Source organism: Kluyvera sp. Awk 3, assembly GCF_028069715.1.
GTDB lineage: Bacteria > Pseudomonadota > Gammaproteobacteria > Enterobacterales > Enterobacteriaceae > Kluyvera > Kluyvera georgiana_A.
Map to the genome: position 1 here is coordinate 20,337 of NZ_JANEWH010000053.1, position 11,625 is coordinate 31,961.

At 53.5% G+C, this 11,625-nt stretch carries 12 protein-coding genes and 7 tRNA genes; all 19 read right to left on the reverse strand.

Annotated features, from left to right (window positions below; translation table 11 throughout):
• Positions 1-16: 16 nt before the first annotated feature.
• Complete coding sequence (gene nadA / locus NNN71_RS12715; protein WP_163449207.1) at positions 17-1,060, reverse strand: quinolinate synthase NadA; 1,044 nt, start codon at positions 1,058-1,060, stop codon at positions 17-19.
• Positions 1,061-1,258: 198 nt separating this feature from the next.
• Positions 1,259-1,334: transfer RNA gene (locus NNN71_RS12720), tRNA-Lys, on the reverse strand.
• A gap of 34 nt (positions 1,335-1,368) precedes the next feature.
• Positions 1,369-1,444 (reverse strand) — tRNA-Lys (locus NNN71_RS12725).
• A gap of 45 nt (positions 1,445-1,489) precedes the next feature.
• A tRNA-Lys gene (locus NNN71_RS12730) sits at positions 1,490-1,565 on the reverse strand.
• 3 nt (positions 1,566-1,568) lie between these two features.
• A tRNA-Val gene (locus NNN71_RS12735) sits at positions 1,569-1,644 on the reverse strand.
• 153 nt (positions 1,645-1,797) lie between these two features.
• Positions 1,798-1,873 (reverse strand) — tRNA-Lys (locus NNN71_RS12740).
• Between the two features lie 2 nt (positions 1,874-1,875).
• Positions 1,876-1,951 (reverse strand) — tRNA-Val (locus tag NNN71_RS12745).
• A 26-nt stretch (positions 1,952-1,977) separates the two neighbouring features.
• Positions 1,978-2,053: transfer RNA gene (locus NNN71_RS12750), tRNA-Lys, on the reverse strand.
• A 165-nt stretch (positions 2,054-2,218) separates the two neighbouring features.
• A complete protein-coding gene (gene cpoB / locus NNN71_RS12755; RefSeq protein ID WP_163449185.1) occupies positions 2,219-3,016 on the reverse strand; it encodes a cell division protein CpoB in 798 nt (265 codons plus the stop codon).
• Positions 3,017-3,025: 9 nt separating this feature from the next.
• On the reverse strand, positions 3,026-3,547 hold the full coding sequence (pal, locus tag NNN71_RS12760; RefSeq protein ID WP_064548357.1) for a peptidoglycan-associated lipoprotein Pal: 522 nt from the start codon (positions 3,545-3,547) through the stop codon (positions 3,026-3,028).
• Positions 3,548-3,581: 34 nt separating this feature from the next.
• Positions 3,582-4,874: a Tol-Pal system beta propeller repeat protein TolB gene (gene tolB / locus NNN71_RS12765; RefSeq protein ID WP_064548356.1), complete on the reverse strand. Its 1,293-nt coding sequence runs from the start codon at positions 4,872-4,874 to the stop codon at positions 3,582-3,584.
• A gap of 132 nt (positions 4,875-5,006) precedes the next feature.
• On the reverse strand, positions 5,007-6,233 hold the full coding sequence (gene tolA, locus NNN71_RS12770; protein WP_271458628.1) for a cell envelope integrity protein TolA: 1,227 nt from the start codon (positions 6,231-6,233) through the stop codon (positions 5,007-5,009).
• A 94-nt stretch (positions 6,234-6,327) separates the two neighbouring features.
• A complete protein-coding gene (gene tolR / locus NNN71_RS12775) occupies positions 6,328-6,756 on the reverse strand; it encodes a colicin uptake protein TolR (RefSeq protein WP_064548352.1) in 429 nt (142 codons plus the stop codon).
• Between the two features lie 3 nt (positions 6,757-6,759).
• Complete coding sequence (tolQ, locus tag NNN71_RS12780) at positions 6,760-7,461, reverse strand: Tol-Pal system protein TolQ (RefSeq protein WP_074398837.1); 702 nt, start codon at positions 7,459-7,461, stop codon at positions 6,760-6,762.
• A complete protein-coding gene (gene ybgC / locus NNN71_RS12785) occupies positions 7,458-7,862 on the reverse strand; it encodes a tol-pal system-associated acyl-CoA thioesterase (protein WP_035892730.1) in 405 nt (134 codons plus the stop codon). Before ybgC ends, tolQ begins: the two co-directional genes overlap by 4 nt.
• A gap of 146 nt (positions 7,863-8,008) precedes the next feature.
• The gene (gene ybgE / locus NNN71_RS12790) at positions 8,009-8,305 is read right to left on the reverse strand and encodes a cyd operon protein YbgE (RefSeq protein WP_065355542.1); all 297 of its coding nucleotides are present in this window, start codon (positions 8,303-8,305) and stop codon (positions 8,009-8,011) included.
• Positions 8,305-8,418, reverse strand: a complete 114-nt coding sequence (cydX, locus tag NNN71_RS12795) for a cytochrome bd-I oxidase subunit CydX (RefSeq protein ID WP_062775086.1) — start codon at positions 8,416-8,418, stop codon at positions 8,305-8,307. The genes ybgE and cydX overlap by 1 nt, the downstream gene beginning before the upstream one ends.
• Before the next feature lie 14 nt (positions 8,419-8,432).
• Positions 8,433-9,572: a cytochrome d ubiquinol oxidase subunit II gene (gene cydB / locus NNN71_RS12800; protein ID WP_065355541.1), complete on the reverse strand. Its 1,140-nt coding sequence runs from the start codon at positions 9,570-9,572 to the stop codon at positions 8,433-8,435.
• Between the two features lie 15 nt (positions 9,573-9,587).
• Entirely contained in the window at positions 9,588-11,156 is a 1,569-nt protein-coding gene (gene cydA / locus NNN71_RS12805; RefSeq protein ID WP_163449182.1) for a cytochrome ubiquinol oxidase subunit I, read from the reverse strand.
• Positions 11,157-11,625 lie beyond the last annotated feature (469 nt).

Genomic DNA, 11,625 nt, shown 5'->3' on the forward strand with positions numbered 1-11,625 from the left:
CAGCGTGTTAGACAGGTTATCCTCGTAGTGTAGCCGCAAAATCCAACATGCGGTTCAACGGAATGAGCGCGCCCTTGCGAAGTGATTCGTCAACATGAATTTCATGCGCCGCGCCGCCGTTCTCAAGGCTCTCCGCAATGGCCTTCAGGCCGTTCATTGCCATCCACGGGCAGTGGGCGCAGGTACGGCAGGTGGCGCCTTCCCCAGCGGTTGGCGCCTCAAACAGCTCTTTATCCGGCACCGCCTGCTGCATTTTGTAGAATATTCCGCGGTCAGTTGCCACAATGAGCTGCTGGTGCGGCAGATTTTTGGCGGCGTTGATCAGCTGGCTGGTTGAACCTACGGCATCAGCCATATCGACAATCGCCTGCGGCGACTCCGGGTGCACCAGCACCGCCGCCTGCGGATACAGCGCTTTCATGCGGCTCAGCGCCTGCGTTTTGAACTCATCATGGACGATACACGCGCCCTGCCAGCACAGCACATCGGCACCGGTTTGCTTTTGTACGTAGCGGCCCAGGTGACGATCCGGCGCCCAGATAATTTTTTCGCCCAGACTATCAAGGTGTTCAATCAGTTCAACGGCGATGCTGGAGGTGACCACCCAGTCGGCGCGTGCTTTTACCGCGGCGGAGGTATTGGCGTAGACCACAACGGTACGATCCGGATGCGCATCGCAGAAGGCATTGAACTCTTCAATTGGGCAACCGAGATCCAGCGAGCATTCCGCATTGAGCGTCGGCATCAGAATGGTTTTTTCCGGGCTGAGGATTTTCGCCGTCTCGCCCATAAAGCGCACACCGGCCACCAGCAGCGTAGAAGCCGGATGCTTCGCACCAAAGCGCGCCATCTCCAGTGAATCCGAAATACAGCCGCCGGTTTCTTCTGCCAACTGTTGAATTTCCGGATCGGTGTAGTAGTGCGCCACCATGACGGCATTGCGCTCTTTGAGCAACCGCTTGATTTTCTCGCGATAAAATTGCTTTTCATCGTCGTTCAACGGCGTTGGTTTCGGCGGGAACGGGTAAATCGCTGCTTCAGGATCGAACATCACGCTCATCATGCTTCTCGTTTTACTGGCTTAACGAAATACGCGGTTTAAGGTGTAGATTCACCATTACCACGGAAATATGTTTTATATGCTAAACAAGATAGCCGATTGCAAAGGAAATGTCGTGGTGAATTTTTGATAGCCATATAGGCGAGAGGATACAAATGTAAGATAGCAAAAAGGCGCCTTTAGGGCGCCTTTTTACACTGGTGGGTCGTGCAGGATTCGAACCTGCGACCAATTGATTAAAAGTCAACTGCTCTACCAACTGAGCTAACGACCCCTTGGATAAGGGTTACTGCTTTAATCATTCAGGATGGTGGGTCGTGCAGGATTCGAACCTGCGACCAATTGATTAAAAGTCAACTGCTCTACCAACTGAGCTAACGACCCATACGGGTGCCGCCTGAAAGATTTTTACTCGGAACCATCTTTAGATGGTGGGTCGTGCAGGATTCGAACCTGCGACCAATTGATTAAAAGTCAACTGCTCTACCAACTGAGCTAACGACCCGAGTGGTGGGTGATGACGGGATCGAACCGCCGACCCCCTCCTTGTAAGGGAGGTGCTCTCCCAGCTGAGCTAATCACCCGAAACTGCGCTGGATACAAAACTGATACTACTGCCACCGAACCCACCTGATAAAGATGGTGGGTCGTGCAGGATGACTCGCTTCGCTCGCCCTTCGGGCCGTTGCTGAAGCAACGTTATCCTTCACGCTTAACATCGTAGTTCGATGTTAAATTGGTGGGTCGTGCAGGATTCGAACCTGCGACCAATTGATTAAAAGTCAACTGCTCTACCAACTGAGCTAACGACCCGGTGGTGGGTGATGACGGGATCGAACCGCCGACCCCCTCCTTGTAAGGGAGGTGCTCTCCCAGCTGAGCTAATCACCCGATACTACGCTGGATACTACTTTAAGTGGTGGGTCGTGCAGGATTCGAACCTGCGACCAATTGATTAAAAGTCAACTGCTCTACCAACTGAGCTAACGACCCACTTTTTTCGCCACTTTCAGGATGTTTGATATCCCTTGGCAACGGCGGCATATATTACTGAATTCAGAATTCTGCGCAACAAAAATTTCGACAAAGATCACTTAACTGCTTATGTTTCATGCGGCAAGACCAGAAATAACACGATTTCTGGTCTTACTTCACGCATCACAGCCCGCTAAGACGTTTTTGCGCCTGCTTCGCACCGTCGGTACCTGGGTATTTGCTGACAACCTGCTGATAAACCGCTTTCGCTTTTGCGGTATCGCCTTTGTCCTGCATGATCACCCCGACCTTAAACATCGCGTCCGCCGCCTTAGGCGACTTCGGGTAGTTTTTCACCACCGACGCAAAGTAGTACGCCGCATCATCTTTTTTACCCTTGTTGTAATTCAGCTGACCCAGCCAGTAGTTGGCATTGGGCTGATAGGTTGAATCAGGGTATTTTTTGATGAAATTCTGAAACGCCACAATCGCATCATCCTGGCGAGAACTGTCCTTCACCAGCGCGATCGCCGCGTTGTAATCGGTATTCGCATCGCCCGTTTGCGCCGGAACGCCAGACGAAGCGGTATTTCCGCCCGCTGGCGCTGACGTCGCCGCTGCCGCATTGCTTTGGTCACCCGAAGCTGGCTGCGCCGGTGTCGCACCGCTGCCGCCGTTCAGGCTATCAATTTGCAGCATGATCTGCTTTTGACGATCCATCACCTGATTCAGCTGGTACTGACTTTCCTGGATCTGTCCACGGAGGGCATCAATATCAGACTGGTTATCGGAGAGTTGTTGCTGGAGTTGGGTCAAAAGTTGGCTGTGAGCATTGGAAATACGCTCGAGTTGAGTGACGCGGTCTTCGACCGAGCCTGAGCCGACACTACTGATTGGCGCCTGAGCAAAAGCGGCCCAGGGGGCCGCTATGCCAACCAGTAACGACAGACTCATTAAATGATGTCTGAAGTTACTGCTCATGCAATTCTCTTAGTAAACCAGTACGGCACGACGGTTTTTGGAGTAAGCCGCTTCGTCGTGACCCAGTACTGCAGGTTTTTCTTTACCGTAAGAAACGATGGAGATCTGATCAGCAGAAACGCCTTTACCCTGCAGGTACATTTTAACAGCGTTAGCACGACGTTCACCCAGGGAGATGTTGTACTCCGGAGTACCACGTTCGTCCGCGTGACCTTCTACGGTGACTTTGTAAGACGGGTTGCTACGCAGGAAGTTAGCGTGCGCATCCAGCATTGCAGCGAAGTCAGAACGGATATCGTACTTGTCGAGATCGAAGTAAACGATGTTGTTCTGCTGCAGCTGCTGCATCTGAAGACGCGCTTGCTCTTCAGAAGACATATTGCCGCTACCGTTCGCATCCATACCAGTGCCGGCACCGTTCAGCATGCCTTCGCTGCCGTCATTGCTGGCGTTCTTGTTGGAAGAACATGCCGCGATTGCCATTACAGGCAGAGCAATCAACAGCCCTTTCAGCACTTTGTTCAGTTGCATTTCAATGATTCCTTTACTAATCAATTAATTATTATCACAGATACGGCGACCAGGCAGGGAATTTAACCTGTCCATCAGTTGCCGGAAGACGCGCTTTGAAACGCCCATCTGTAGAAACCAAATTCAGCACGGATCCCATCCCCTGAGAAGAGCTGTAGATTACCATAGTGCCGTTAGGTGCCAGACTTGGCGTTTCGTCTAAAAACGTTGATGACAGAACCTGTACACCACCCGCTTCCAGATCTTGCTTAGCAATGTGCTGCTGACCGTTGGCCGAGCTAACCATTACCATAAACTTGCCGTCGCTGCTGACGTCAGCATCCTGGTTCTGCGAACCTTCCCAGGTAATACGCTGCGGAGCACCGCCGTTAACATTCACTTTATACACCTGCGGACGACCGGCCTGGTCAGAGGTGAAGGCCAGGTTCTGGCTGTCCGGGAACCAGGTTGGTTCAGTGTTGTTGCTGCGACCGTTGGTCACCTGACGAATCTGGCCGGAGCCAAGGTCCATCACGTACAGGTTCAGGCTACCGGTTTTCGACAGGGCGAACGCCAGTTTAGAACCGTCCGGCGAGAATGCCGGCGCACCGTTGTGCTGCGGGAACGACGCAATCTGACGCACCGCGCCGTTTGCCAGCGTCTGTACGACCAGCGCTGAACGACCGCTTTCGAAGGTCACATAGGCCAGTTTAGAGCCGTCCGGAGACCATGCCGGAGACATCAGCGGCTGCGGAGAACGGTGGACCACAAACTGGTTGTAGCCATCGTAGTCAGAAACGCGCAGTTCATACGGGAACTGGCCGCCGTTGGTCTGCACCACGTAGGCGATACGGGTACGGAACGCGCCTTTAATGCTGGTCAGTTTCTCAAACACTTCGTCACTGGCAGTATGGCCAGCGTAACGCAGCCACTGCTTGTTCACCTTATAGGTGTTCTGTGCCAGAACGGTACCTGGCGCACCGCCGGTATCAACCAGCTGATAGGAAACGTTATAGCTACCGTCGGCGTTCGGGCTAACCTGACCGACAACCACGGCATCAATACCCAGCGCAGACCATGCGGCCGGCTGAACTTCCTGCGCGCTGCCCGGCTGCTGCGGCAGACGAGAGCGGTCTAATGGGTTGAATTTCCCGCTGTTACGCAGGTCGGCGCCAACAATGCCGCCGATATCTTCAGGCGCGGCACCCGGCCCGGCCCACTGGAACGGAACGACGCCAATCGGACGCGCCGAGTCCACCCCTTGGGTGATCTCGATACGTACTTCTGCGTGCAGCACCGCTGCCCACAGCATCAGAAAACCAAATGCTACTCGTAATGCCTGCTTCATCATTTCTCCCTTATCCAGGCGGAAAGCCCACGATAATTTAGCAGAATGTTAACAAACTAAAATACACAAAACTACCAAAACCCTGCGACGATCCCGCCTTTATTTTTCGCGTACTGCGGCGAAAAATAATCTTTATGGCTTGAAGTCCAGCGGCGCATTTTTAAAGGTCTGCCAGACCGCTTGCGACGGCGGTTTCGGGAACTTGGTCATTCGGTTAGTTGCCGCCAGCATCTGCTGACAGAACGCCGCATCACCACCCTCCTGCTTCACGCTCAGCACCGTACCATCTTCTGCCAGGTTCACGCGCAGCGTACAGGTCTTCCCTTTATAGGTATCCCAGTCGTACAGGTGACCTTTAATCGCCGCCTGAACCTGCGCAATATAGGACGCAATTTCAGCCTGCGATGCCCCACCCTGCCCAGCTTTGTTACCTTTAGCAGGAGAAGAGCCACCGGCGCTACCGCTGGTGCTGCCTTTCGGCGCATTCTTACCTGAGCTTAAGTCGCCTAACAGATCGTCAACGCCAGAAGCGGCGGCTGCTTTTTCCGCGGCGGCCTTTTTGGCAGCGGCGGCTTTTTCCGCAGCAGCTTTCTTGTCTGCTGCCGCTTTAGCCGCTGCTGCTGCCTTATCGGCAGCCGCTTTTTCCGCAGCGGCGGCAGCTTTCTCTGCGGCTGCTTTTTCTGCGGCAGCCTTTTTCGCGGCTTCCGCAGCGGCTTTCTTCTCCGCATCGGCAGCAGCTTTCGCAGCGGCCGCTTCAGCAACTTTCTTCGCATCAGCTGCGGCTTTAGCAGCCTCGGCTTCCGCTTTCTTCTGCGCGTCAGCGGCGGCTTTCTTCGCCGCTTCCGCAGCCGCTTTCGCCTGCGCATCGGCTTTTGCTTTCGCATCCGCAGCGGCTTTCACTGCCGCTTCCGCGGCCGCTTTCGCCTGCGCGTCGGCTTTCGCTTTGGCATCAGCGGCGGCTTTGGCTGCCGCTTCTTCCGCCTGTTTTTGCTGTTCCTGGGCTTGCTTCGCCGCTTCCTGGGCCTGTAAACGCTCTTTTTCCAGCGCTTTTAAACGTTCCTGTTCGGCTGCCTGTTTCTCTCGCAGCTCTTCAGCCTGTTGCTGGGCCTGTTTCTCACGCTGCTCTTGCGCGCGTTTCGAACTGGCCTGCTGCTGCTGTTGACGATTATAGTTGTCGACGACCGCACCCGGATCGACCATGACCGCGTCGATGGACGAACCGCCGCCACCGCCAGCCGCAGCGTCTAAATGCTCATCGAACGAACTCCAGATCAGCGCTGCAAACAAAATCACGTGCAGCACTGCTGAAATAATTATCGCTCGTTTAAGCTTGTCGTTTTGTTCGGTTGCCTTTGACACTCTCGGTTCCCAAAAACTGTTCCCCCGTTACTCTACAACACACGATGTGGGCCGTTGCCGACCCACACCCTGCGCTGGTGCGGCATGTCGGCGATTAAATGGGTTGAGTCATCAACCCGACCGATTTCACCCCGGCGCTGTGTAACAGGTTAAGCGCTTTAATTATTTCATCGTAAGGCACGTCTTTCGCGCCCCCAATTAAGAAGACCGTCTTCGGATTCGCCTGCAAACGACGCTGCGCTTCCGCGACCACCTGTTCAGGCGGCAGCTGCGGCATCTTCTCCGGGCCAACGTTCACGCTGTATTGCCCCACGCCGGACACTTCAACAATGACCGGGGGTTCATCATTACTGCTGACAGCCTGTGATTCGGTGGCATCAGGAAGATCCACTTCCACGCTCTGCGTAATGATCGGCGCTGTCGCCATAAAGATCAGCAGCAGCACCAACAACACATCCAGCAGCGGAACGATGTTAATTTCGGACTTCAGTTCGCGACGCCCGCGTCCACGTGCTCTGGCCATGGCTTACCCCTTGTTGCTCTCGCTGGCGGTACTGGCGGTAAAAGCCTGACGGTGCAGAATCGCGGTGAACTCTTCCATAAAGTTGTCGTAGTTCAGTTCCAGTTTGTTCACGCGCTGGTTCAAGCGGTTGTACGCCATAACCGCCGGAATAGCGGCGAACAGACCGATTGCGGTGGCGATCAGCGCTTCGGCGATACCTGGAGCAACCATCTGCAGCGTGGCCTGTTTTACCGCGCCCAGCGCGATAAAGGCGTGCATGATCCCCCAAACGGTACCGAACAGACCGATATACGGGCTGATGGAGCCGACGGTGCCAAGGAACGGAATATGCGTTTCCAGCGTTTCCAGCTCGCGGTTCATGGAAATACGCATCGCACGCGATGCCCCTTCCACAATCGCTTCCGGCGCATGACTGTTCGCGCGATGCAAGCGGGCAAACTCTTTAAAACCGCTGTAGAAGATCTGCTCGGATCCCGCCAGATTTTCACGACGCCCCTGGCTCTCCTGATACAGGCGAGACAGCTCGATGCCGGACCAGAACTTATCTTCAAACGCTTCTGCCTCGCGGCTTGCCGCGTTAAGGATGCGCGTTCTCTGGATAATGATGGCCCAGGAGGCGATTGAAAAACCAATCAAAATCAACATGATAAGTTTAACCAGAAGGCTAGCCTTCAGGAACAAATCAAGGATGTTCATGTCAGTCACTGCTTAAACTCCGCGACAATAGACTTGGGAAGCGCACGAGGCTTCATGATGAGTGGATCAACACAGACAATCAGGACTTCTGCTTCGTTCAGAACCTTATTCTCAGCGTTGACTATTCGCTGCGTAAACACCATTGAGGTACCACGCATTGATGTAATTTCTGTCTGGACTTCGAGCATATCGTCGAGTCGGGCAGCCGCAAAATACTCCAGCGTCATTTTACGCACGACAAAGGCCACGCGTTCAGCCAACAGCACCTGCTGACTGAAGTGATGGTGACGCAGCATCTCAGTGCGTGCTCTTTCATAGAAAGCGACATAGCTGGCGTGATAAACCACACCACCGGCGTCGGTATCTTCATAGTAGACACGAACCGGCCATCGAAACAGCGTTGTATTCACTTTACGTCCCAGTAATGCAAAAAATTTTTTGGGTTTTTGAACTTCGCTACTATACGCGCGGGAATGATGGTTTGGAATGGGGAGAAGTAAACGGAGAGTAAATTTTTATGGGCTCGTGCAAGCCCATTGTCTTCGGATGAAAATTTTCAGCGGTAAAAGAAGAAAATCAGCCCTGCAAATAACACCAGATCGGCGATAAGCGGACAAAAAATCCCCTGCCAGTGAATCGACCGCAGGCGGAAGCCCACCCCGTGAATCACGCCCGCGCACACGGACCACATCAGCAGAAACCCATGCCAGATTTCCAGCTCGCTGGTCTTCGCCGCAAAACGCGACGGATCCCAGAAAATGCAGCCTGCCAGCAGCAGGGCCATAACAAGGGAAAGCGCCCGCAGGGGGCGCTTGTCCATTATCGCGTACAACATTGCGATAACATTTTTCATCAGTGCTTTTCTTCACCCGCGTTGGTCGCTTCGACGTGCTCTAACGCCAGCGCGGTGATCACGCCGAATGCACAGGCAAGAAGCGTTCCCAAAATCCATGCGAAATACCACATATTCAGCTCCTTACTTAGTACAGAGAGTGGGTGTTACGTTCGATGTCTTCTTTAGTAATGCGACCGAACATTTTCCAGTAACACCAGGTGGTGTAGGCCAGAATAATCGGTACGAAGACAATCGCAACATAGGTCATCAGGTTCAGCGTCAACTGGCTGGAAGTCGCGTCCCACATGGTCAGGCTCGCGTTCATCATTGTGCTGGAAGGCATAATGAACGGGAACATAGCAATACCCGCGGTCAGGATGATGCACGCCAGCGTCAGTGAGGAGAACAGGAACGCCCATGCCCCTTTGTCCGCTTTGGTGCTAACAATCGTCAGCAGCGGCAGCACTACGCCCAGAGCAGGAATGGCCCACAGCGCCGGCATGTTGTTGAAGTTCACCATCCATGCACCGGCTTCACGCGCCACTTCTTTGGTCAGCGGGTTAGACGGGCCGGTATGATCCAGCACCGATTTCACCACATAACCATCAATGCCGTAGTAAACCCACACGCCTGCCAGTGCAAAGCAGACCAACGTGACCAGCGCTGCCACCATTGAGACGGAGCGGGTACGAAGGTGCAGTTCGCCCACGGTACGCATTTGCAGATAGGTTGCACCTTGCGTCAGGATCATCCCCACGCTGACGATACCTGCCAGCAGACCAAACGGGTTCAGCAGCTGGAAGAAGTTGCCGGTGTAGTACAGACGCAGGTACTCATCAATGTGGAACGGTACGCCCTGCAGCAGGTTACCAAACGCCACGCCAATCACCAGCGGCGGCACGAAGCTGCCGACAAAGATGCCCCAGTCCCACATGTTGCGCCAGCGGGTATCTTCAATCTTCGAACGGTAGTCAAAGCCAACCGGACGGAAGAACAAAGAGGCCAACACCAGAATCATCGCAACGTAGAAACCGGAGAACGCAGCCGCATACACCATCGGCCAGGCGGCGAACAGCGCGCCACCCGCGGTGATGAGCCACACCTGGTTTCCGTCCCAGTGCGGGGCAATGGCGTTAATCATGATTCGACGCTCGGTGTCGTTACGACCGAGGAAGCGGGTGAGCATGCCCACCCCCATATCGAAACCATCGGCGACGGCAAAACCAATCAGCAGAATGCCAATCAGTAGCCACCAGATAAAACGCAATACTTCATAATCGATCATTTGACGACTCCTGTCTTAGCGTGCCGACTGAATAGCCGCAGAGGACTGTTCAAAGTGATAGCGACCGGTTTTCAGGCTGCTTGGTCCTTTACGGGCAAATTTGAACATCAGGAACAGTTCAGCCACCAGGAACAGCGTATACAAACCACAGATCAGCACCATCGAGAAGATCAGGTCGCCAGCAGTCAGCGACGAGTTGGCAACCGCCGTTGGCAATACTTCACCGATTGCCCACGGCTGACGGCCATATTCGGCAACAAACCAGCCCGCTTCAACGGCAATCCATGGCAGAGGCAAGCCGTAGAACGCCGCGCGCAGCAGCCATTTTTTCTCGCCGATACGGTTACGAATCACCGTCCAGAAGGAAGCGCCGATAATCAACAGCATCAGCACACCGCACGCCACCATGATACGGAAGGCGAAGTACAGCGGCGCAACGCGTGGAATAGAGTCTTTCGTCGCTTTCTGAATCTGCTCTTCCGTCGCATCAGCCACGTTCGGCGTATAGCGTTTCAGCAGCAGGCCATAACCCAGATCTTTTTTCACGTCGTTGAATTGCGCGCGTACCGCCGGATCGGTTGCGCCAGAGCGCAGTTGTTCAAGCAGGGAGTACGCTTTCATCCCGTTACGGATACGCTCTTCGTGCTGCACCAGCAGATCTTTCAGGCCGGTAACCTGCTTGTCGACGGAACGTGTCGCGATGATGCCCAGCGCATAAGGAATTTGAATGGAGAAATGGTTCTCCTGCGCATCCTGGTCCGGAATACCAAACAGCGTAAAGGCAGCAGGTGCCGGCTGGGTTTCCCACTCGGCTTCAATCGCGGCGAGTTTGGTTTTCTGTACGTCGCCCATTTCGTAGCCGGATTCATCACCCAGTACGATAACGGAGAGGATGGCGGCCATACCAAAGCTGGCGGCAATCGCAAAGGAGCGTTTTGCAAAGGCGAAGTCACGGCCTTTGAGCATGTACCAGGAGCTGATGGCAAGGATAAACATCGCGCCGGTGACGTAGCCAGACGCCACGGTGTGAACGAATTTCACCTGTGCGACCGGGTTCAGGACCAGCTCGGAGAAGCTGACCATTTCCATGCGCATGGTTTCGAAGTTGAAGTCCGAAGCAATCGGGTTCTGCATCCAGCCGTTGGCGACCAGAATCCACAGCGCGGAGAGGTTGGAGCCAAGCGCCACCAGCCAGGTGACGGCCATGTGCTGAACTTTACCCAGACGATCCCAACCGAAGAAGAACAGACCTACAAAGGTAGATTCGAGGAAGAAGGCCATCAGACCTTCGATGGCCAGCGGCGCACCGAAGATATCGCCCACGTAGTGGGAGTAATAAGACCAGTTGGTCCCGAACTGGAACTCCATGGTCAGACCGGTAGCCACACCCAGCGCAAAGTTGATACCAAACAACTTGCCCCAGAACTTGGTCATATCTTTATAAATCTGTTTGCCGGAAAGGACGTAGACCGTTTCCATGATTGCCAGCAGGAACGCCATACCCAGCGTCAGCGGTACAAACAGGAAGTGGTACATCGCGGTCAAGGCAAACTGTAAGCGCGACAGTTCGACTATATCTAACATCATGACTCCTTGCTCATCGCATGAAGACTCCGAGATTGAACCCGTTACCCGGGATTCAAACACATGCCCCAATACAAATTTATTTGTTACCCGCCAGGTTGCGATTTCATCCTTAGAGGAAATCATCATCAGCAAAGGTTACAAATACGTTAATAAAAAACCCAAATTGATCCCTCGAATATATTACGCCGTAATAACCCTACAATAAACAGGTTTTTGCTGAACTGTCTTTACGTTTTACGGCGTTGATCAATATATAGCGGAAGGGGTACTTTTCATCCAGTTTGATGCCGAGCAATTAAACGCTTTTTTGCCAATATTTCCAAGCTCTGAGCATTGATATAAATCAATATTTACGCTCAATGTTGAATATATGTTTCCACAATTAAACCATGTAGATTGAATGTTAAATTAATGTTTGATTAATGAGCTCTGTGGTTAGCCAAAAGATTTATATGAGAATTATAGG

Bases quoted from the DNA above. Each gene is read 5' to 3' on its own strand.
- pal (WP_064548357.1), bottom strand. From the start codon at position 3,547: ATGCAACTGAACAAAGTGCTGAAAGGGCTGTTGATTGCTCTGCCTGTA.
- tolR (WP_064548352.1), bottom strand. From the start codon at position 6,756: ATGGCCAGAGCACGTGGACGCGGGCGTCGCGAACTGAAGTCCGAAATT.
- cpoB (WP_163449185.1), bottom strand. From the start codon at position 3,016: ATGAGCAGTAACTTCAGACATCATTTAATGAGTCTGTCGTTACTGGTT.
- nadA (WP_163449207.1), bottom strand. From the start codon at position 1,060: ATGAGCGTGATGTTCGATCCTGAAGCAGCGATTTACCCGTTCCCGCCG.
- ybgE (WP_065355542.1), bottom strand. From the start codon at position 8,305: ATGAAAAATGTTATCGCAATGTTGTACGCGATAATGGACAAGCGCCCC.
- tolB (WP_064548356.1), bottom strand. From the start codon at position 4,874: ATGAAGCAGGCATTACGAGTAGCATTTGGTTTTCTGATGCTGTGGGCA.
- cydB (WP_065355541.1), bottom strand. From the start codon at position 9,572: ATGATCGATTATGAAGTATTGCGTTTTATCTGGTGGCTACTGATTGGC.
- cydX (WP_062775086.1), bottom strand. From the start codon at position 8,418: ATGTGGTATTTCGCATGGATTTTGGGAACGCTTCTTGCCTGTGCATTC.
- cydA (WP_163449182.1), bottom strand. From the start codon at position 11,156: ATGTTAGATATAGTCGAACTGTCGCGCTTACAGTTTGCCTTGACCGCG.